We start from the raw sequence: 21,809 nt of genomic DNA, 5'->3' as shown, positions 1-21,809 counted from the left end.
CAACGACTATAAATACCGTCAAGCAATGTTGGCAACAAAGCCCGTCATTTCAGGCTTTGCTGGTCGACATTCATCAAAAATAATTCTAATGAGTATTTACAGACGCTTGCGAAGTATTTTTTTCTTCTACCCGCGTATCTTCAAAATCATCATCGCCCTTTTGTACCAGAGCAACATCGAGAACTTCGTCGATCCAGCGCATGGGTCGAATATCAAGTGCATCCTTGATGGCATCAGGGACTTCCTTGAGATCGCGGCGATTTTCTTCAGGTATCAGTGCAATCTTTATACCACCGCGTCGAGCAGCCAGCAATTTCTCCTTGAGTCCGCCTATCGGCATGACTTCACCACGTAGATTAACCTCACCTGTCATGGCAACGTCAGCGCGTACCGCTCGATTGGTATAGGCTGACACCATGGCCGTGACCATGGCGATACCGGCACTTGGACCGTCCTTGGGCGTTGCCCCTTCGGGCACGTGGATATGAAGGTCTTCCTTCTCGAACCGTTCCGGATCGATTTCAAGCTGGGCAGCGCGCGAGCGCACAACCGTGTGCGCAGCGCTGACCGACTCCTTCATAACATCGCCCAGAGACCCTGTCTTGTTGACACGCCCCTTGCCGGGAGTGACCACCGATTCAATATTAAGAATCTCCCCACCAACGGAGGTCCATGCCAGACCGGTCACTCGACCCACCTGAGGGGCCTGATCGGCCAGACCGTAGCTGAAGCGTCTCACACCAGCATAGCGTTCGATATCGGCGGCTTCCAGATGCTGGGTGTCACCCTGGACGACCTTCGATACCTCGTTACCAGTACGCTCGCGCAGCACCTTGCGTGCCACCTTGGCAATCTGGCGCTCAAGCTCACGAACACCCGCTTCACGAGTGTAGTAACGAATCAGTTCAAGCAGTGCTTCATCTGTCAGCACCAACTCGCCCTCTTTCAGGCCGTTGGCCTTGAGCTGCTTTGGTGCCAGATATCGTCTGGCGATGCCAAGCTTTTCGTCTTCCGTGTACCCCGGAATACGAATGACTTCCATACGGTCCAGAAGCGGGCCCGGGATATTCATCGAATTTGCGGTACAGATGAACATGACATCCGAGAGATCGTAATCCAGTTCCAGATAATGGTCGCTGAATTTGTCGTTCTGCTCGGGATCCAGCACCTCAAGCAGCGCTGAGGAAGGATCACCGCGGTGATCCATACCTACCTTGTCGATTTCATCCAGCAGAAAAAGTGGGTTACGAACACCGGTCGTGCTCATGCGCTGCAATATCTTGCCGGGCATGGAGCCAATATAGGTGCGCCGATGGCCACGAATCTCGGATTCATCACGGACACCACCCAATGCCAGTCGCGTGTACTTGCGATTGGTAGCACGGGCAATGGACTGACCCAGTGATGTCTTGCCCACGCCGGGAGGGCCGACCAGACACAATACCGGCCCTTTCAGCTTGCGCACGCGCTTTTGCACGGCGAGATAGTCAAGAATACGTTCCTTGACCTCTTCAAGCCCGTAGTGGTCTTCTTCCAGCACCTGTTCAGCATGAGTAATGTCATGGCGAACGCGAGTTCGCTTTTTCCAGGGAACCGCCAGAATCCAGTCAAGATAGGAACGCACCACCGTGGCTTCGGCAGACGCCGGTGCCATCATTTTGAGCTTGTTGAGCTCCTGACGGGCCTTCTCTTCAGCCTCGGCCGACATGCCGGATTCGGCAATCTTCTGCTCGTACTGATCCGCCTCATTGGGCGTATTTTCAAGCTCACCCATTTCCTTCTGGATAGCTTTCATCTGCTCATTAAGGTAGTACTCGCGCTGAGATTTCTCCATCTGCTCCTTGACCCTGGAGCGGATGCGCTTTTCTACCTGCAATAAATCAATCTCGGACTCGATCAGCGTCATCAGATGTTCGACGCGATCGCGAACCTTGTCCATCTCGAGCAGGGATTGCTTGTCGCCAATTTCAAGCGACAGATGAGCACTAATGGTGTCAACCAGTCGGCTGGCATCCTCAATGCCCTGAAGCGAACTCAGTACCTCATTGGGCACCTTGCGGGACAGCTTCACATATTGTTCAAACTGATCGAGCAGAACGCGCACCAGAGATTCCTGCTCGCGCTCATTGAGAGGCTCGCTTTCCCTCAGAGTAACGCGGGCAACTGGATAGCCATTTTCTTCATCACCGTCATCAACATCCGTGATATCGGCGCGAGAGCTGCCTTCGATAAGCACCTTCACGGTACCGTCAGGTAGACGCAGCAACTGCATCACACTGGCAATGGTACCGATGTCGAAAAGATCTTCAGCTTCGGGATTATCCTGACCGGCTTCACGCTGAGCGACCAGCAATACCTGCTTGTCCGACTCCATCGCCGCTTCCAGGGCACGAATCGATTTCTCGCGACCCACAAACAGCGGTATGACCATCTGCGGGTAAACAACAACATCTCGCAGCGGCAACAGGGGTATGTTTAACGTCTGTGCAGGGTTACGCTCCATCGCAGACAACCTCGAATCTTGTGTGTGGGCCGCACGAAGCGACTTTGATGGCATCAATATGGGGGTGACGGCAGGAATTACAACCGCTTACCGGGCAGGAGCCTGATATGAACGGGGGGCCATGGCGGCCCCCCGGTCAAGCATCGTCTTGCTGACTATCGATCGTCGCCAACGACCAGCTTGCTTTCCTGCTGGTTGGCATAGATCAGCAATGGCTTGCTGTCGCCATTGATGACAGTCTCATCGATGACCACCTTGACAACATTCTCGGCGGAGGGAATTTCATACATGGTATCCAGCAATACGGATTCCAGTATTGAACGAAGCCCACGGGCGCCCGCTCTTCTTGCCATGGCCTTGTTGGCAACGGCCTTGAGCGCATCCTCGCGAAAGTCCAGCTCCACGCCTTCCATTTCGAAAAGGCGCACATACTGACGAATGAGGGAGTTCTTGGGCTCGGTGAGGATCTGAATCAGCGCCTGCTCGTCAAGCTCATTGAGCGTTGCGATCACCGGCAAACGACCAACAAACTCCGGGATAAGCCCGTATTTGACCAAATCCTCGGGCTCAACGCTTGCCAAAATATCACCAACACCCTTGTTGGTATCCTTGCTTTTGACCACAGCGTTGAAACCGATGCCGCCACGCTCGGCACGATCACTGATGACCTTGTCCAGCCCGGCAAAGGCACCGCCAACGATAAACAGAATATTGCCGGTATCGACCTGCAAAAATTCCTGTTGCGGATGCTTTCGCCCCCCCTGAGGAGGTACGGAGGCAGCGGTGCCTTCAATCAGCTTGAGAAGTGCCTGCTGCACGCCTTCACCCGACACATCACGTGTGATGGAAGGATTATCCGACTTGCGCGAAATCTTGTCGATTTCATCGATATAGACAATGCCGCGCTGGGCCTTTTCTACATCGTAGTCGCATTTCTGCAGGAGTTTCTGAATGATGTTTTCAACATCCTCCCCTACATAGCCGGCTTCGGTCAGTGTTGTGGCATCAGCAATGGTGAAGGGAACATTCAACAGGCGAGCCATGGTTTCTGCCAGCAGCGTCTTGCCGCTACCGGTCGGGCCGATCAGCAGAATATTACTCTTGCCCAGCTCAACTCGATCATCGCCTTTTTGCTGACCTACCTTTAAACGCTTGTAGTGATTGTAAACGGCAACGGAGAGCACCATCTTGGCGCGATCCTGACCGATGACGTAATCATCAAGCGTGTTGCGAATTTCCCGCGGAGCAGGAAGACGCTCGTCGTCGGAAGACGCTTCGGACTCCACGACCTCTTCGCGAATGATGTCGTTGCATAGATCAACACATTCATCGCAGATGTAAACAGAGGGTCCAGCGATCAGCTTGCGCACTTCATTCTGGTTTTTGCCACAAAATGAACAGTAAAGCAGCTTGCCGCCTTCGTCCTTGCCTTTGCCGTCAGCCATTCGCGTACCTCTTGAAGATGGCGGCGCACTGGCACGCCATCATGGTCAGACTCTAAATCAACGCTATCAGGATACCGGTCGATGCGCCAGCGTTGCATCGATCAGACCGTACTCAACAGCCTGCTCGCCGTTCATGAAATTGTCGCGATCAGTATCACGCGCAATTTTCTCGATATCCTGCCCGGTATGATGCGCCAGAATTTCGTTAAGACGCTGTCGGATCGTCAGAATTTCACGCGTATGAATTTCAATGTCGCTGGCCTGACCCTGGAAACCACCCAGCGGCTGGTGAATCATCATGCGTGAATGCGGCAGACAGTAACGCTTGCCTTCCGCGCCACCTGCAAGCAGCAGTGCACCCATGCTGGCGGCCTGACCGATGCAGACTGTTGAAACATTGGGCTTGATAAACTGCATGGTGTCATAAATCGACATGCCCGCAGTCACTGAACCACCCGGAGAATTGATATAGAGATGAATATCCTTGTCAGGATTCTCCGACTCCAGGAAGAGCAACTGCGCCACTATCAGGTTGGCACTGTAGTCTTCGACCGGGCCAACAAGAAAAATGACACGTTCCTTGAGCAGGCGTGAGTAAATGTCGTAGGCCCGCTCGCCACGTGCGTTCTGCTCCACCACCATGGGGACCAGCCCGCCAGCATTGGTAATATCAGACTCGCTTCTCATGTAGCAACCTTACAGTGATGTGGGCCAATGCCAATGATAGAACCCGGCTTTCGCCGGGTCCTGACTGCCAGCCTGGGTATGGCTGTGACGCCAGATATCAGCCGGCCTGCTCTTCGGTTTCTTCGGCTTCGTCAGCATTTTGCTGCTGCGCGGCCTGAAGTGCTTCCTGATAACTCATGGGCGTTTCAACGACATTTGCCTTTTCCAGCAGCCTGTCGATGGCCTTGCGTTCCAGCACAGCAGATTTCACCTGATTTTTCATCTGCTCATTGCCCATGTACTGCTCGACAACCTGCTCGGGCTGTTCGAACTGACCGGCCTGCTCTTCGATGAAGGCGCGAATTTCGGCATCATCAGCATCCAGCTCAAAGTGGCTGACCACTTCTGCCAGAAGCAGACCAACTTCAACGCGACCACGAGCCTGCTCGGCAAAAAGCTCATCAGGCAGCTGAGACACGTCGAAATCATCGCCCAGACCGAACTGCTGTGCGGCCTGACGCTTTAGCCCCTCGACTTCCTGAGAAATGAGAGAGCTGGGCACCGACACTTCATTGCGTGACTTCAGAGCATCGATCAACTGCTGACGAACACGGTTGTCGATGGCGTTATCCAGCTCACGTTGCATGTTGTTGCGAATCTCGGTACGGAAGCTGTCACTATCGCCGTCTTCAACGCCAAAGCGGGACATGAATTCGCTGTCGATTTCAGGAAGTTCCTGCGCCTGAACCTTGTGCGTGGTGGTCTTGAAACGCGCTTCCTGACCCGCCAGATGTTCGGCCTGGTAGTCTTCAGGGAAGGTTACCGTCACTTCACGCTCGTCCCCTGCCTGAACACCAACAAGCTGCTCTTCAAAGCCGGGAATAAAGCTGTTGGAACCCAGCACCAGCTGATGACCTTCGGCACTACCGCCTTCAAAGGCTTCTTCACCGAGGAAGCCCTCGAAATCGATGGTCACCTGATCGCCATCGGCTGCCGCACGCTCAACGTCGTTCCACTGAGCGTTCTGCTTGCGCAGTGTCTCGATCATCTCATCGATATCGGCATCGGTAATCTCGGCTTGAGGACGCTCGATCTGCTCGTCTTCGGGCAGCGTCAGCTCAATGGAAGGATAAACTTCCAGAGTTGCGACGAACTCAAGGTCCTTGCCCGCTTCATTAACGGTTGCTTCCAGTGAAGGATAGCCCGCCGGATTAAGCTCGTTTTCGGTGATGGCGCGTACATAATGCTGACGCATGACTTCATCAACGACTTCGTTGCGCACATCACGACCAAAACGCTGGCGAACAACGCTCATGGGAACGCGTCCTGAACGGAAACCATCCAAGCGTACACGACGAGCAGTATCCTTGAGTCGCTCATCGACATTGTTGTCCACTTCTTGAGCCGGGACCTGGACGGTTACGCGACGCTCGATCGGTGAAGTCGTTTCGACTGAAACTTGCATGAATGATCCTCTACCCACTCAGGTGGCGTGTTCGAAATAAAAAACTCAAGGGCGCAGATTTTAAGAACCCCATCAGATGCTGGCAAGCTCGAAGCCTTAATTGGCACCGATTAATACGATTTCAAGGGGAAATTGGAATTTCTTTACTCACTGGAAGCCAGTAAACCATCCCTTCCCGCACAACACTTCGACAGATAATACGCAAAGCAAAAAGGGCGACCCCACAGGGCCGCCCTTTTCAATGCAAACACTGACAATTATCAGCGCTTAAAAATAATGGGGTGGATGATGGGGATCGAACCCACGACCACCGGAGCCACAATCCGGGGCTCTACCACTGAGCTACACCCACCATTACTCTTTTGCCGGCTACACACCAAAACTTTGGCGCGCCCAGCAGGACTCGAACCTGCAACCTACGGCTTAGAAGGCCGTTGCTCTATCCGATTGAGCTATGGGCGCATTCTATTGACCGTGGCTTTTGCTGTCAACCCTTGATTTCAAATTCTTTATTAAAATCAAAAGGTTGGTCGGGGTAGAGGGATTTGAACCCCCGACATCCTGCTCCCAAAGCAGGCGCGCTACCAGACTGCGCTATACCCCGATACGCCAGCACCTCTGCCGAGGCCGCTGCCAATGCGAGGCGCATTTTACCTTATAATAAAGCGGGGTCAAGCATAACTTGTCAGAGAGTGCTTTTATGTCTTTCATCGCCCCCGCAAGGAACATTCATTGACTGCATCCGGCGGGATGCGACAATTGCAGCACTAAATGAGCGAAGTTCGCTTGAATCGTCACCAGGACAGAATATTGATGAGTGCACAGTTGATTGATGGCAAGGCCACGGCACAGAAGGTGCGTGAAAGAGTGACTCAGCAGGTGGCCGAACGGCGCCGGGAAGGTAAAAGAGTGCCGGGTCTGGCTGTGGTACTGGTAGGCGATGACGCGGCATCGGAGGTTTATGTACGCAACAAGCATCGCGCCTGTGAACAGGCCGGCATCCTGTCATTTCAGCACCGGCTTCCGGCAAATACCACACAGCATGCGCTGGAAGCACTGATAGATCAGCTCAACGCGGATACCAGCGTTGATGGCATTCTGTTACAGCTGCCCCTGCCCGGCCATCTGGATGCCCGCCCCCTGCTTGAGCGCATTCATCCCCACAAGGATATTGACGGGTTTCACCCCTACAACCTTGGCCGCCTGGCACAGCGCATGCCCACCCTGCGTCCGTGTACACCCATGGGCGTCATGACACTGCTGAACGAGCACCAGCTTGATGTGCGCGGCATGACAGCCACCATTGTTGGCGCCTCCAACATTGTTGGTCGCCCAATGGCACTCGAACTGTTGCTGGCAGGCTGTACCATTACCGTGTGCCATCGCTTTACACGCAACCTGCAACAACACGTTGAGAGCGCAGAACTTCTGATCGTGGCGGTGGGCAATCCGAATCTTGTCAAGAGTGAATGGATTCGCCCGGGTGCCATCGTGATCGATGTTGGCATCAATCGCACCGCCGACGGCAAACTGACCGGCGATGTGGAATTTGAAGGCGCCAGAGCGCGGGCCTCTCATATCACACCAGTGCCGGGCGGAGTCGGTCCAATGACCGTGGCCTCACTGCTTGAAAATACGCTGATGGCGGCCGATCTACACGACAACAGCTGAGCAAGGTCGATTCTTTTATATCGGCCGGCCTATCAGATATTAAAAGGCCCCGCCATTGGCGGGGCTTTTTAATTGCACTCAAGACCCTTTCAAACCAGATCCTGCGTCGCCGCTACCGGGTCTCGCTGACCCAGGTCGTGCCTTCGCGACTGTCCTTCAGGATAATGCCCTGTGCCGCCAGGGCATCGCGGATGCGATCAGCTTCAGCAAAATCGCGCGCCCGGCGCGCTGCATTTCTCGCCTCGATCTGACGCGCAATGTCTTCGTCATCAATGCCGGGCTGTGCTCCCTGAAGAAAGTCTTCAGGCGAACGCTCAAGAAGCCCCAGCATGTTACCAAGCCGAACAAGTTCATGCGCCAGTGCTCCGGCACGGGCCGCATCGTTGCGATGGCGGTTGATTTCGCGAGCCATCTCGAACATGACCGCCAGCGCCTCGGGGGTATTGAAATCATCATCCATGGCCTGGGTAAAGCGGGTCGCAAATTCTCCACTGACCTCCCCTTCGATGACATCAATCCCTTCAAGCGCGTTGTAGAACCGCTCCAGTGACCTTCTGGCATCCCTGAGCGTGTCGGGAGCATAGTTGATGGCGCTGCGATAATGGCTGGCGACGAGAAGGTAGCGCACCACTTCCGGGTCGTGCTCCTTCAGTACATCGCGCACGGTGAAGAAGTTGCCCAGTGATTTGGACATCTTCTCGTTATCAACACGCAGCGCTCCGGCGTGCATCCAGGTGTTGACGTACTTCTGGCCGGTGGCCGCCTCGCTCTGAGCAATCTCGTTTTCATGGTGAGGGAAGGCCAGATCCGGCCCGCCACCATGAATATCAAAGGTATTGCCCAGACAGCAGGTCGACATGGCCGAGCATTCGATATGCCAGCCCGGCCGCCCGTCTCCCCACGGCGATGGCCAGCTGGCTTCACCGGGCGTGGCACTTTTCCAGAGCACGAAATCCAGCGGATCTTCCTTGGCCTGATCGATATCAACCCGCGCGCCGGAGCGCATGTCATCCGGATTGCGATTGTTGAGCGCCCCGTATTGCTCAAAACGGCGTACACGATAAAACACATCACCGTTGTCGGCGTGATAGGCATAGCCACGCTCGATCAGCGTTTTGATCATGACAATGATATCGTCAATATGCGCTGTGGCACGGGGCTCCTGATCCGGTGGCAGTACGCCGAGGCGGCGCTCGTCTTCATGCATGGCATCGATCATGCGCCCTGTCAGCGCCTCGATCGATTCATTGTTGTCTCGAGCCCGAACCAGAATCTTGTCGTCGACATCGGTAATGTTGCGCACGTAGGTCAGACCATATCCGCTGGCACGCAGCCAGCGGGTAATGACATCAAATGCCACCAGCATGCGCGCATGACCCAGATGACAGTAGTCATAAACGGTCATGCCGCAGACGTACATGCGAACATTACCCGCATCAATGGGAGTAAACACTTCCTTCTGACGCGTCAGGGTGTTGTAAATCTGCACGCGGATACTCCCCTTCAGTTTGACTTGCTCTGCGCCTTTGCCCAGCCATCCTTGAGGCTGACCGTACGATTGAAGACCAGGCGGTCGGTACCGTGATCATGGCGATCAGCGCAAAAATAGCCGACACGCTCGAACTGAAAACGCTGCTCAGGCCCGGCCTGTACCAGCGAGGGCTCGCCGATGCCGTAAACCGTTTCGAGCGACTGAGTGTTGAGGTGTTCCAGGAAATCAACATCCTTGTCACGATCCGGTGCTTCTACCTGGAACAGGTTGTCGTAGTTGCGCACTTCAACCTCGACACCGTGGCGAGCACTGACCCAGTGGATAACGCCTTTCACCTTGCGGCCTTCCGGATTCTGGCCCAGCGTCTCCAGATCAACACTGCAGTGCAGCGCCTCTATCTCGCCCTGCTCGTTTTTGATCACGTCATCGCAGCGAATGACGTAGGCATTGCGAAGACGCACCTCCTTGCCGGGCGCCAAACGGAAGAACTTCTTCGGCGGCTCCTCCATGAAATCTTCCTGATCAATCCAGATCTCACGATTGAGCGGCAATTGACGCACGCCCATGTCTTCGCGTGCCGGGTGCCCCGGCACCTCAAAGATCTCTTCATGATCTTCGGGCAAATTGGTCAACACAACCTTGAGCGGCTTCATCACACACATCGCCCTCGGTGCGTTGTCTTCCAGATCGGAGCGGATAGCATGATAAAGCATCTGAATGTCGACAACACCGGCGGCGCGGGAAACACCCACCATATCGCAGAATTTGCGGAGTGAAGCAGGCGTATAGCCACGACGGCGCATACCAGAAATGGTCGGCATACGGGGATCATCCCAACCATCGACAACGCCCTGATCCACCAGCAGCTTTAGTTTGCGTTTGGAGGTAACGGTATAATTCAGATTGAGGCGCGCAAATTCGATCTGCCGTGGACGGGTCGGCACCGGCAGATGGTCCAGAAACCAGTTGTAGAGCGGACGATGGTCTTCAAATTCCAGCGTGCAGATGGAGTGCGTAATGCCTTCGATGGCATCGGACTGTCCGTGGGTAAAGTCATAGGAAGGATAAATCTTCCACTTGTCGCCGCTCTGGTGATGCACGGCATGACGGATGCGATAAAGGGTCGGGTCGCGCAGATTGATATTGGGTGAGGCCATGTCAATTTTGGCTCGCAGCACCTTCTCGCCTTCGGCGAACTCACCGTTTTTCATCCCCTCGAACAGGGCCAGGTTCTCTTCAACGCTTCGATCACGCCACGGGCTGGGCCGACCAGGCTCTGTCAGCGTGCCACGGTATTCGCGCATCTGTTCGGCATCAAGATCATCGACATAGGCCAGACCATCGCGAATCAGCTGGCAGGCCCATTCATGAAGCTGGTTAAAATAGCTGGAGGCATACCGAACCTCGCCGCTCCACTTGAAGCCGAGCCACTCGATGTCTTCACGAATGGCATCAATATAGACCTGCTCTTCCTTTGCAGGGTTGGTGTCATCAAAGCGCAGATGGCACTGCCCTCCGAGCTGTTCGGCAAGGCCAAAATTGAGACATATCGACTTGGCATGGCCGATGTGCAAAAAGCCGTTGGGTTCGGGCGGAAAGCGCGTCACGACGGTATCAACGCGCCCCTGCTCGATCTCTTCACGAATCTGTGTACGAATGAAATTCGGTGCGCTGGTGCTTTCTGAGCTCATGAGGCGTGATCAGACCTTGTTGACAACGGATACCGGCAGACGCGGTTTCGCCTGTCCGGACAAAGCCGCTATTATAGCGTGAGCGCCCGGGACCATGCCATGCAGGTATCAGTACCGACGTCACGAGTGGCCACCCGCCTGACGCGCGTCACTCCCGCGTAGCTGCCCTGAAGCTGTCCCTTTATTGCCTTTTTAGAGAATTTTTCATGATCATTTTGTCTACCAGTGCCGGCGATATCAAAATCGAGCTTTTTCATGACAAGGCGCCCGAAACGGCGGCCAACTTCGAGCGTTACGTCCGTGAAGGCCATTATGACAACACGCTTTTTCATCGCGTCATTGACGGCTTCATGGTGCAGGGCGGCGGATTTGATACGACTTTCTCCCAAAAGCCGGTTCACGAGCCCATCAAAAATGAAGCTGACAACGGCCTCAAGAACAGCCGTGGGCATCTTGCCATGGCACGCACGGGTGACCCGCACTCGGCCACGGCCCAGTTTTTCATCAATGTGGCCGACAATGATTTCCTGAACCACACCTCTCCCACCCCCCCGGGCTGGGGCTACTGTGTCTTTGGCCAGGTGGTTGAAGGCATGGACGTCGTGGACAGCATCAAGGCCGTGGCGACCACACGCCGTCATGGTCACGCCGACGTCCCAGCAGAAGACGTTGTCATCGAATCTGCTCGTCTGGTCGATGCCTGATCTAATCGCCGGGCAATAATGTTTCAGGCGCAGCACAACACTGCGCCCTTCAAGCAGGAGAGGTCATGACGACACTGTTTATTGCCGATCTGCACTTGCAGCAGGACGCTCCGGAGCTGACCCACGCATTTCTGAATTATCTGGAATATCGTGCGCGGGATGCTCACACGCTCTATATCATGGGCGATCTCTTTGAAAGCTGGATCGGCGATGATGCCATCGGCGACTTTGAGCAACAGGTCATTGATGCCCTGCGCCGCTTCAGTGACAGCGGCAGACATCTGTATGTCATGCACGGCAATCGCGATTTTCTGCTGGGTGAGCATTTTGCCGAACTCACCGGTGCCGTACTGATCGATGATCCCGCGATCATGACCCTTGATGGCAAAACGCCCGCCCTTTTGATGCATGGCGATAGCCTTTGCACTCAGGACAGTGAGTACATGCAGTTTCGCGCCATGACGCGTGACCCGCAGTGGCAGCAGAAAACCCTGGCCCTGCCGGTGGAACAGCGCCGCCTGCTGGCCGATCGCATGCGTGAAGGGTCCGGCAGTGCCAATGGCAACAAATCCGATGACATCATGGATGTCAGCCAGGACGCCGTCGAAGACATCATGCAGCAATATGATGTTCGCACGCTGATTCACGGTCACACCCATCGCCCTGACGTGCATGATCTATCCCTGCAGGGTGATCAAAACGCCAAACGCTATGTGCTGGGTGATTGGCGTCATGGCAGGGATGAAGGCTGGGAAATTCGTCTGGACGACTCGACCCTGACGCTGACGAGCTTTCGTCTTTCACAATTGCCTCAGCGCTGACAGAAAAAAGACGCCCCATAATGGGGCGTCCTTTCATTGGCCGCCATCCTGCGAAACCCGTCAGGCAGCGACCGGAACACCGCTGTGAAAGCGAAACTCGCTATCCGGTGACTCGATCAACGATTTTTCCACCTCACCAAAAAACGCCACCCGCTCATCAATGGGTTCATCGGCATACTGCGCAGCCAGCTCAAGATAGTCTTCAAAATGCCTGCCCTCGGATTTCACCAGACTGCGATAAAACTTCGCCAGCGTGTCATCAAGATGAGGGATCAAACAGGCAAAACGCTCGCAGGAGCGTGCTTCGATATAGGCCCCCACAATCAGCACATCGATCAGCCTCCCCGGCTCCTGCTCCCGAACATGCTCACGCAGGCCCTGTGCGTAGCGTGAGGCCGACACATGTTCATAGGCAATGCCCCGCTCACGCATCAGCGTTACGACCTGTTCGAAATGAAGCAGTTCTTCACGCGCCAGCTGGGACATCTTGGTCAAAAGGTCTGCACGGCTGGTATAGCGATACATCAGGCTCATGGCCGTGGAGGCTGCCTTTTTTTCACATTGAGCGTGATCGATCATCAAAAGACGCTCATTGCCAAGCGCTGCATCCACCCACGGCTGGGGGGTTCGGCAAGGGAGAAAGTCGAGCAGTTCGGCAGGCATCAGGTCGTCAGACATATCAAAACCAGGCAAGAGCACATGAGAATAAAGGCGATACTGCGGAGGCAGAACCGCAAAGACAGACATTGTACTGATGAATTGTACCGGTGAAAGGATGGCTTCCCCACTACCGGCACGACTGAAAACGAAATACGGGCCAGCATATGTACCAGCAGAGGGCGAAAACGCAGACTGTTGCTATACTGTCAGCCCGTATCGAGTAGAGGTTTGTGCAAATGTCGTCATCGAACAGACTGATGCATTCTAGTCTTTACGTGAACCGATTCTCATGCTAAAAATGTTTTTGAAAACACTGTTCGAGTAATAACAGCTCATCGAATCGATTTTGATCATGGAGCAGGACGCTCCGGTCAACAAAGGTTTCATGCAAGGAGATCATCATGAAAAAATTCGCACTTTTCGCAGCACCGCTGTTCGCCTCTTCCCTGGTCGCCGCTCCGATGGCCATGGCTGACACCAACTCCGGCATCTATTCCGGTGTGGGTGTAGGTAGCGCGCAGGTCCACGATGCTGACGTCAACAGCTTCAGCGATGGTAACCTGTCCGGTGATCGCATCACTGACAACAATGACACTGCTCAGAGCGCCTTCGTTGGTTACAAGTTCAACGACTGGTTCTCTACCGAAATCAACTATGCCGATCTGGGCGACATTGATTACGGTACCGATCAGGGCAACGGCCGTTACCAGACCAAGGCCTACAGCCTGAGCGCCATCGGTGAGCTGCCCCTGTTCTACGGCGTATCCGGTTATGCACGCGTTGGTGCTGCCTACTGGAAGGCCAATGCTCAGGAAGGCCCGGCCAGCAACCAGTACGGCACTGATCCGGTTTACGGTCTGGGCCTCAAGTACCAGTTCGAAACCGTTCCGGTCTTCGCACGTGCTGAATACACGCGCTATGACATGGACAGCGACTACAAGATCGACGCTGCCATGGCTTCTGTTGGCGTACAGTTCTAATCGACGATTGTCGAAAGGTTCTGACAAAACGGCACCTTCGGGTGCCGTTTTTTATGGGTCACTGCTCTAACAATAAAGGCTTTAACGGTTACAGCTGCTGGGGCCGTCCGGTCCGGGCATACAGGCCCTCTGACCCGCCTGAGTGCCCTGATCATTGACCCTGGGGGGCTGCCAGACAAATTCCGTATCATCCTTGCCCGCACATCCTGTCATCATCAACATCAGCACAGTCATGACCACCCCGGAACATCGACGCTGCATGGTATCTCCTTGTCTGTTGTCATCAATGCACGCTCCATGAGCGACGCCTGCCGTCTAATTGAGCGCACAGCATGAGTGAACACATACCATCATTGCACAATACTGGAAACGCATTTTGCCGACAGGCAACGAATACTCGTACAATGCGGTTCATTTCATCCGGCCCAAGGGAAACATTCGGTTCATGCGCGCCAGTCAACTGCTGCTATCCACGCTCAAGGAAACGCCCGCCAACGCTGAGGTTGTCAGTCATCAACTGATGCTGCGTGCCGGCATGATTCGAAAACTGGCTTCCGGCCTTTATACCTGGCTGCCCCTGGGGCTGCGAACGCTGCGCAAGGTAGAGCAGATCGTACGCGAGGAAATGGACCGTGCCGGTGCCCAGGAAGTATTGATGCCGTCGGTACAGCCTGCCGAACTCTGGCAGGAGTCAGGCCGCTGGGACAAGTATGGCAATCTGCTGCTTCGCTTTCGTGACCGCCACGATCGTGAGTTCTGCTATGGCCCCACCCATGAGGAGGTCATTACCGATCTGGTACGCAACGAAGTGCGCTCCTACCGCCAGCTGCCCTGCAATTTCTATCAGATTCAAACCAAGTTTCGTGATGAGACAAGGCCTCGCTTTGGCGTCATGCGGGCGCGTGAATTCATCATGAAGGATGCCTATTCATTCGATCTCAGTCAGGAAGCGATGGCGGCCTCCTACCAGAAAATGTATGACGCCTACGTTCGCGTCTTCACTCGTCTGGGCCTTGATTTTCGTGCCGTGCAGGCTGATAACGGCGAGATCGGGGGCAGCGGCTCTCATGAGTTCCATGTACTGGCCGACTCGGGTGAAGATGCCGTGATCTTTTCCACGGGCTCCGATTACGCCGCCAATATCGAGAAGGCCGAAGCACTACCTGATCGCCAGGAGCGCGCAGCACCTCAAGAAAACATGCGCGAGGTCGATACACCGGATGCCAAAACCATCGCAGCGCTGGTGGAAAAGCATGGTCTACCGATCGAAAAGACCGTCAAGACCCTGATCGTTCACGGTGCCGAAGGCGGGCTGGTGGCTCTCATGGTGCGCGGCGATCACCAGCTCAACGAGATCAAGGCGCTGCACCTGGAACAGGTGGCGTCTCCGCTGGTCATGGCCAACGAAGAAGAGATTCGCCAGGCCGTTGGCGCAGGCCCCGGGTCACTTGGGCCGGTCGGCCTTGAAATACCGCTGATCATTGATCGCAGCGTGGCCGTCATGAGCGATTTCGGTGCCGGCGCCAACATCGATGGCAAACACTTTTTTGGCATCAACTGGGAGCGCGACCTGCCCCTGCCGATGGTGGCCGATATTCGCGATGTCGTCGCCGGTGACCCGTCACCGGACGGTCAGGGCACGCTCTCGATAGCGCGTGGTATCGAGGTCGGACATGTCTTCCAGCTCGGCACGAAGTACTCCGAGGCACTGGGTGCCACCGTCCTCGATGAAAATGGCGACAGCGTGCCACTGCAGATGGGGTGTTATGGCATCGGCGTCAGCCGTGTGGTCGCGGCTGCCATCGAGCAGAACCATGATGAGCGCGGCATTGCCCTGCCTGCCACCCTCGCCCCCTATCAGGTGGCACTGGTACCGATGAATGCGCACAAGTCACAGGCCGTTCGTGACGAGGCCGAGCGTCTTTATAACGCATTCAACGAGAGGGGCATCGAAGTCCTGTTGGATGATCGTGACGAGCGCCCTGGCGTCAAGTTTGCCGATCTCGAGCTGATTGGCATTCCGCATCGTATCGTGATCGGGGATCGCGGCCTGAAAACAGGCGAACTGGAGTACAAGGGAAGGCGTGACGACGACATTACAATGGTGGCGCAACAGGAGGCCGTCGAGTTCATTTGTCAAAAGCTGGCCTAACGCCGGTTTTCGAGCATGCCTTTGGGGCGCCTGTCTGGTGACAGGCGCCCTTTTTGCGCCCATCACCCTGGCGGCCGCAGTGCCAGAAGCGCATATATCAGCGCAATTGATTCGACAGCTTTCCAGCGCCGTAGCCAATGATCAGCACTTTGACGATCATTTTGAAGCCGAGGTCTGGATGACGGACATGAATCGGCGCCTGGCCATCTATCTTTCCGACCCGCATCAACGCCTTGAGTTACTGAAAAGCATTCAGCGGGAAGCCCTGCGCGCCTCACTGGATCTGCAGCTGGTACTTTCGGTGATTGATGTGGAAAGTCGTTTTACGCCAGGGGCACGCTCGATCGCAGGCGCGCAGGGGCTCATGCAGGTCATGCCCTTCTGGAAAAAGGAGATCGGCAGGGACAGTGATAATCTTTTCGACCCTGATACCAATCTGCGCTATGGCTGCACGATTCTGGCGTGGTATCTCAAGGTCGAAAAGGGTGACATCACCCGCGCACTGGCGCGTTATAACGGCAGTCTCGGCAAGACGCTCTATCCGGAGCAGGTCATGACAAGCTGGGATACCCGCTGGTGGATAGACAGCTAGAATATCCCTTGTACCACACTCACCTCAGCCTTTTGGCGCCCCCTGAATCTGGCTGGCCTGAAGCGTTATCCGGTGTTCCTGCTGCAAAATATTGAGCAGAACAACGACACGCTCATCTTCCTTGCCATGAACGAAAAGCCCTTCCAGTGCCTTGAAAGGCCCATCGGTAATTTCGATCCGTTCGCCCTCGCTGAAACGAGGTTCTGTTGAAACAACCGACTGATCATTGACCTGCTGGCGCAGGGTTTCAATCAGCGCATCCGGTACAGGTACCGGCTCTCGACCGAAGGCAAGCAGTTTGACCACCCCTCGTGTGGAACGAACGGGCACCCAGTTATCCTGCAGCGGATTCATCCGGATAAAAAGATACCAGGGAAACAGGGGCTCGAGTACCTGACCGATTTTGCCGCGCCGACGCTTTTCTCTTTGCATGACCGGATGAAAGACCGTGTAGCCCTGATACGTCAGGTGTTCGGCGGCACGAAAGGACTCGCCTGACTTGCATTGGACGGCATACCAGCGCAGCCCTTCAGGTCCTGTCGTCTTCATTAAAACCATCCCCGGTCAGTAGCCGTCAGCGCATCGGTCTGAGAGAATCGGCGCGCCGTTTAAATGCCCGCGACTTTCTGGATAACACCGTTGATTTCGATTGCTACAGCCCGGGCCGCCGTTGCGCGCCATGGTATCACGTTCCTCATGGGGCTGGCGTCAGGCCTGCCCCTGTTGCTGACGGGCAGTGTGCTTCAGGCCTGGATGACCGATGCCGGCGTCTCTCTGGACGCCGTCGGCCTGCTGGCGCTGATCGGCATTCCCTACACACTCAAGTTCCTCTGGGCCCCGCTACTGGATCGCTTCGAGCTGCCTTTTCTCGGCCGACGTCGTGGCTGGCTACTGCTGACCCAGCTGCTGTTGACCTCATTGATTACCGCACTGGCCTTTTCCGATCCCGGGCTTGCACCGTTGACCGTAGGCGTTGTGGCGCTGGGCATCAGCTTTTTCAGCGCCACGCAGGACATCATCATTGATGCCTATCGCCGCGAGCACCTGCCCGAGAAGGAACTCGGCATCGGCTCCAGCCTTTACACCTATGGCTATCGCACCGGGATGCTGTTTGCCTCCGGGGGTGGCCTGATGCTCGCCGACAGCATCGGCTTTCGTGCAACCTATCTGACCATGGCAGTGCTGCTGGGCGCCTGTATGCTGGTCACCCTTATGGCACCCGAGCCGAGCGCGCAGCGTTCCATGCATCCGCAAAACTGGCGGGATACCTTTCTGGATCCCATTCGCAACTTCCTGACGCGCCCGGGCGCACTCTGGCTGCTGCTGTTCATCCTGCTTTACAAGCTGGGGGATTCAGTCGCTGGCAATCTGACCACCCCCTTTTACAAATCGCTTGGATTTTCCAACGCCGAAATTGGCGCTACGGTCAAGATCTTTGGCTTCTGGCCCTTGCTGGGCGGTATCTTTCTGGGCGGTCTGGTTATCCTGCGCATCGGTATCTACCGCTCGCTGTGGTGGTTCGGGCTCTTGCAGATGGCGTCCACCGCCGGCTTCATCTGGCTCAATCATGTCGGCCACTCGATTACGGTACTGGCAACGGTGGTCAGTCTTGAAAACGCCGCGGCCGGCATGGGGACCGCTGCCTTCCTGGCCTTTATGGCCGCTCTGACCGACAAGCGGTTCACCGCAGGCCAGTATGCCCTGCTGTCTTCGATCATGGGGCTGCCCAGAGTCGTGATTTCAGCCCCCGGTGGCATCCTGTCAGACGCTGTAGGCTGGGACGGATTCTTTTTGATCTGCACACTGGCCGCTATTCCGGGGCTCATGATCCTCTGGTATTTTCGCCAATGGCGCGATATTACCGACCCGTTCACCCGGTAATGCTTTTTAACGCTTTTACTGTTCCACGGGCGAAAGGCCCTGGCCACGCCCCTAGAAGAGACCCTGATCTTGTCTTTTGTATCTGATAACACATCTTGCCCTCAGGGCCTTTTGCGGCTGACTCGTCTGGCTGGCCGAAGCACCTGCCTGATGCTGGCAGGCGTGGTGCTGGCCGCCTGCTCTACCGACCAGACCGGCTTTCAGCCCGCCAAAACGCCGCACTACGCCGACACAGCCACCCCCATGCATCCTGCCAGCTGGCAACAGCTGCCCGGCTGGCAGGACGACAATCTATTGAGTGCCTGGAGCGCCTTTCAAACCAGCTGCGAAAAGCTCTCACGCAAGCCCGACTGGGCGTCAGTCTGTAACGATGCCCGCCATGTTGACCCGCTGGATAGTCGTGCCATCCGACGCTATTTCGAACAGCGCTTTACGCCCTTCACCCTGAGCAACAGTGATGGGTCGACGGTCGGCACCATTACCGGTTATTACGAGCCGGTCCTTCGAGGCTCACGTACGCGTCATGGCCCTTATCAGGTGCCTTTGTATCGCAACATGGGAAACAGTAGTCTCATGGCTGCCAGCCGCAGCCAGCTGATCAAAAGCGGCGTGCTGCATGGCCGAGAACTGGTCTGGGTGGATGACCCGGTCGAAGCTGCCTTCTTACAGATTCAGGGGTCGGGGCGCATCAAGCTGGCAGAAGGCGGCGAAATGCGCGTCGGGTTTGCCGGCGCCACCGACCAGCCCTTTCAGTCCTTTGCTCGCTGGCTGCTGGATCACGGCGAAATTACACCGGCCCAGGCCACCCTGCCAGGCATCAAGGCATGGGCCAATGCCAATCCCGGCCGGGTTCAGGAGATGCTGAACGTTAACCCTCGATTCGTCTTTTTCAGGGAGCTCGACAGCACACACAAAAACAGCGATGGCCCGATCGGCGCACAGGGTGTGCCCCTCACCCCCGAGCGCAGCATCGCCATCGATCCCAAACAGATCCCGCTGGGGGCACCGGTCTTTCTTTCCACCACGCGCCCACTTTCCAACCAGCGCATGCAACGACTGATGCTGGCCCAGGATACGGGCAGTGCCATCAAGGGCACCGTGCGCGCTGACTTCTTCTGGGGTCATGGTGACGAGGCAAGCCTCAATGCCGGACGCATGAAGCAGCCCGGACAAATGTGGGTGTTCCTGCCCAACCGACAGTAGACAAAAAACTCGATCACGATGCGCCATGGACGACCATGGCGCTACTCGACGCTTGATCTCAGTCTGGCATCCACCCAGCGCAGAGCACCCCGGGTCGCCACCCAGTGGGGCCGCATGAGGACACGATACTGCCAGGCTTCGGCACGTGACCCCGGAGCTGGTGAATTGCCCGTCACGGGCTCTCTTCTGGGATTATCACGAACCAGCAGCTTGAGCATCCAGGGGTTGGCCTTTTCAACCATGATCAGGGCATGGCGGGCCTCTTCAAGACGTGCCAGACGATAAAGCGCCAGCGCCTTGCCCAGCAGCAGCCCCAGCCAGGGTTCGCCATCATCACAGGTACGCTCGATCTCCTCGATAAGCGTCAAAGCTCTTGAGTCCTGACCATCGCTTAAAAGCTGCTCCAGCAGCAGCTCGCGCAGCCCCATGCTGTCCTCACCGTCCAGGCGGATCAGACGCTCGGCCAGCTGTCGCGACTGCTCACGAGCACCGCGCTCCATACCGATGATCAACCCGAGCCCAAGCCGGAACAGGACATGATTATCACCATCCCCCCAGACAAAGGGGCTTTCGGCCTGCTCGACCGCGACGAGCCATTTCTCAAAGCGCTGTGCCATCGGTGAAAAAATGGATTGAAACATCCATGGCAGGTTGCCAAAACGCCCGGCCAGCGCCATGGCAAGCTCCTGAAGGATGGCCGGCGTCGACAGCCACTCCGGGTGAAGACACAGTGCATCAAGCCAGGGTCTGGCGTCACGCCAGGGATCTCCCTGAAGCCCACTGCCGGGCGCCTCTTCATTTTCGGTCGTAAAGTACTGCTGCCACATCCCATAGCGGGCATGGTCCAGATCATCCTGCTGATACTCGAGTCGGCTGTCGGCATTGATCAAAAGCGACAGCCGTGGGCCATCGGTAAACTCCTGCAAAAGCCGGGTCAGCGTCTCCAGCGGCTCAGCGAGCTCTTCGTCAGCGTAAATCATCTGCTCGGCCAGGGTAGCCTCCGGGTCTTCGGCGAGCTGTTCGAGAAACGCCTGCTGATCCTCATCAAGATCACTGCGATGCAGTAATCGACGGCGCCAGAAATCGGCACGCGCGCGAGCCTGCTCGGGCCGCCCTTCATGCAATAGCAGCATGCTTTCAAGATAGGCCAGCGCTGGCTCGTTGGGCATGGTTTCCAGGGTTCGGATAAAAGTCTCACGGGCGCTGGTCAAATCATCGCTGTCCAGATACCGCAGACATAGTCGCTTCAACGCTGCCCCACGAAGAAAGCCCGGGCCGTATTCGACCGCACTGTCCATCAAGGCCGCCTTTTTACGAGTAAAACCACGCTCCTGATAAACATCGCTTAAAAGCTCAAAGGCCGGTTCACTTTCCAGCGGTAACCTTTCCCAGTCGGCGTTGATGAAAAGCGCCTCCAGAATGGTTTGCGCTCGCCCGAGCTGTCCGCCCTCGGCGCTGACAATACCGGCTTCCAGCAACGCCTGAGCCGGCACATGATCGGACGCCAGCGCCTCGTTCAGCGCCTTGCCGCGAAGGCGTTGAAGCAGCAGCATCCACATGAGATGCGGAGGAACCTGCCCCGGCAGCATGACCCGGGCACAACAGTCGGCATATCGCCTGCCGGAGTCACACCAGCAGGGCTCCTGAGATGACGGGACCGCCAGCGTCTCGATTTGATAACCAAGGCGCTGCAGGGGCATCTGGTTCCAGAGCACCGGGGCCAGAGCCTGCGCCAGGGCCACATCTCCACCCAGCAGTTCAGCCCCCTCCTTTCTTGCCCAGCCCATCAGAGAGGGATAGCGCTCTTCACGACGTATGGCTTCAAGTGCTCCCGTCGAAAACCCAAGGAGTTGGTCCACCCAGGCTGACAGCATATTGTTCCT

Annotated in this window: 17 protein-coding genes and 3 tRNA genes; 8 read left to right on the top strand and 12 right to left on the bottom strand. The window is 56.1% G+C overall.

Annotated features, from left to right (window positions below; translation table 11 throughout):
• Positions 1–85: 85 nt before the first annotated feature.
• The 7 genes from lon to Q0931_RS07685 form a co-directional block, all read right to left on the bottom strand.
• Complete coding sequence (lon, locus tag Q0931_RS07715; protein WP_299258926.1) at positions 86–2,503, bottom strand: endopeptidase La; 2,418 nt, start codon at positions 2,501–2,503, stop codon at positions 86–88.
• 155 nt (positions 2,504–2,658) lie between these two features.
• Complete coding sequence (clpX, locus tag Q0931_RS07710) at positions 2,659–3,948, bottom strand: ATP-dependent Clp protease ATP-binding subunit ClpX (RefSeq protein WP_299258924.1); 1,290 nt, start codon at positions 3,946–3,948, stop codon at positions 2,659–2,661.
• A 66-nt stretch (positions 3,949–4,014) separates the two neighbouring features.
• Positions 4,015–4,635 (bottom strand): ATP-dependent Clp endopeptidase proteolytic subunit ClpP, encoded by a 621-nt coding sequence (gene clpP / locus Q0931_RS07705; RefSeq protein WP_086899033.1) that lies wholly within the window; start codon positions 4,633–4,635, stop codon positions 4,015–4,017.
• Between the two features lie 97 nt (positions 4,636–4,732).
• The gene (gene tig, locus Q0931_RS07700) at positions 4,733–6,079 is read right to left on the bottom strand and encodes a trigger factor (protein WP_299258919.1); all 1,347 of its coding nucleotides are present in this window, start codon (positions 6,077–6,079) and stop codon (positions 4,733–4,735) included.
• Positions 6,080–6,356: 277 nt separating this feature from the next.
• Positions 6,357–6,431, bottom strand: a tRNA-His gene (locus Q0931_RS07695).
• Between the two features lie 33 nt (positions 6,432–6,464).
• Positions 6,465–6,541: transfer RNA gene (locus Q0931_RS07690), tRNA-Arg, on the bottom strand.
• Between the two features lie 65 nt (positions 6,542–6,606).
• A tRNA-Pro gene (locus Q0931_RS07685) sits at positions 6,607–6,683 on the bottom strand.
• 209 nt (positions 6,684–6,892) lie between these two features.
• Here Q0931_RS07685 and folD point away from each other — a divergent pair.
• Positions 6,893–7,750, top strand: a complete 858-nt coding sequence (gene folD, locus Q0931_RS07680; RefSeq protein ID WP_299258917.1) for a bifunctional methylenetetrahydrofolate dehydrogenase/methenyltetrahydrofolate cyclohydrolase FolD — start codon at positions 6,893–6,895, stop codon at positions 7,748–7,750.
• Positions 7,751–7,862: 112 nt separating this feature from the next.
• Here the strand turns inward: folD and cysS are convergent, their stop codons facing one another.
• Positions 7,863–9,239 carry a cysteine--tRNA ligase gene (gene cysS / locus Q0931_RS07675; RefSeq protein WP_299258915.1) on the bottom strand — a complete coding sequence of 459 codons (1,377 nt, stop codon included), beginning with the start codon at positions 9,237–9,239 and terminating at the stop codon, positions 7,863–7,865.
• A 14-nt stretch (positions 9,240–9,253) separates the two neighbouring features.
• On the bottom strand, positions 9,254–10,933 hold the full coding sequence (locus Q0931_RS07670) for a glutamine--tRNA ligase/YqeY domain fusion protein (protein ID WP_299258913.1): 1,680 nt from the start codon (positions 10,931–10,933) through the stop codon (positions 9,254–9,256).
• 206 nt (positions 10,934–11,139) lie between these two features.
• On the opposite strand from Q0931_RS07670, the gene Q0931_RS07665 reads away from it, so the two are divergent.
• Entirely contained in the window at positions 11,140–11,637 is a 498-nt protein-coding gene (locus Q0931_RS07665; RefSeq protein WP_299258911.1) for a peptidylprolyl isomerase, read from the top strand.
• A gap of 65 nt (positions 11,638–11,702) precedes the next feature.
• Entirely contained in the window at positions 11,703–12,458 is a 756-nt protein-coding gene (locus Q0931_RS07660; protein ID WP_299258909.1) for a UDP-2,3-diacylglucosamine diphosphatase, read from the top strand.
• A gap of 60 nt (positions 12,459–12,518) precedes the next feature.
• Here Q0931_RS07660 and miaE read toward each other — a convergent pair whose 3' ends face one another.
• Positions 12,519–13,136 carry a tRNA isopentenyl-2-thiomethyl-A-37 hydroxylase MiaE gene (miaE, locus tag Q0931_RS07655; RefSeq protein WP_299258907.1) on the bottom strand — a complete coding sequence of 206 codons (618 nt, stop codon included), beginning with the start codon at positions 13,134–13,136 and terminating at the stop codon, positions 12,519–12,521.
• Between the two features lie 383 nt (positions 13,137–13,519).
• Between miaE and Q0931_RS07650 the strand changes: the two genes are divergently transcribed.
• The 3 genes from Q0931_RS07650 to Q0931_RS07640 all read left to right on the top strand — a co-directional run bounded on the left by Q0931_RS07650 (position 13,520) and on the right by Q0931_RS07640 (position 16,842).
• A complete protein-coding gene (locus Q0931_RS07650) occupies positions 13,520–14,098 on the top strand; it encodes an outer membrane beta-barrel protein (RefSeq protein ID WP_299258905.1) in 579 nt (192 codons plus the stop codon).
• A gap of 445 nt (positions 14,099–14,543) precedes the next feature.
• Entirely contained in the window at positions 14,544–16,250 is a 1,707-nt protein-coding gene (locus tag Q0931_RS07645) for a proline--tRNA ligase (protein ID WP_299258903.1), read from the top strand.
• A gap of 37 nt (positions 16,251–16,287) precedes the next feature.
• Positions 16,288–16,842 (top strand): lytic transglycosylase domain-containing protein, encoded by a 555-nt coding sequence (locus tag Q0931_RS07640; RefSeq protein ID WP_299258901.1) that lies wholly within the window; start codon positions 16,288–16,290, stop codon positions 16,840–16,842.
• A gap of 24 nt (positions 16,843–16,866) precedes the next feature.
• Here the strand turns inward: Q0931_RS07640 and rfaH are convergent, their stop codons facing one another.
• The gene (rfaH, locus tag Q0931_RS07635) at positions 16,867–17,391 is read right to left on the bottom strand and encodes a transcription/translation regulatory transformer protein RfaH (RefSeq protein WP_299258899.1); all 525 of its coding nucleotides are present in this window, start codon (positions 17,389–17,391) and stop codon (positions 16,867–16,869) included.
• Positions 17,392–17,454: 63 nt separating this feature from the next.
• On the opposite strand from rfaH, the gene Q0931_RS07630 reads away from it, so the two are divergent.
• Together Q0931_RS07630 and Q0931_RS07625 are read left to right on the top strand one after the other, a co-directional pair.
• Entirely contained in the window at positions 17,455–18,723 is a 1,269-nt protein-coding gene (locus Q0931_RS07630) for an MFS transporter (protein WP_299258897.1), read from the top strand.
• A gap of 69 nt (positions 18,724–18,792) precedes the next feature.
• Positions 18,793–19,926 carry an MltA domain-containing protein gene (locus Q0931_RS07625; RefSeq protein ID WP_299258895.1) on the top strand — a complete coding sequence of 378 codons (1,134 nt, stop codon included), beginning with the start codon at positions 18,793–18,795 and terminating at the stop codon, positions 19,924–19,926.
• A 41-nt stretch (positions 19,927–19,967) separates the two neighbouring features.
• Here Q0931_RS07625 and Q0931_RS07620 read toward each other — a convergent pair whose 3' ends face one another.
• Positions 19,968–21,800, bottom strand: a complete 1,833-nt coding sequence (locus Q0931_RS07620; protein ID WP_299258893.1) for an SEC-C domain-containing protein — start codon at positions 21,798–21,800, stop codon at positions 19,968–19,970.
• Positions 21,801–21,809 lie beyond the last annotated feature (9 nt).

The organism is uncultured Kushneria sp. (assembly GCF_947497025.1).
In the GTDB taxonomy this organism is placed as follows: domain Bacteria; phylum Pseudomonadota; class Gammaproteobacteria; order Pseudomonadales; family Halomonadaceae; genus Kushneria.
The sequence above is the reverse complement of the archived record's forward strand: the minus strand, read 5'-3'. Positions and strand labels throughout refer to the sequence as shown.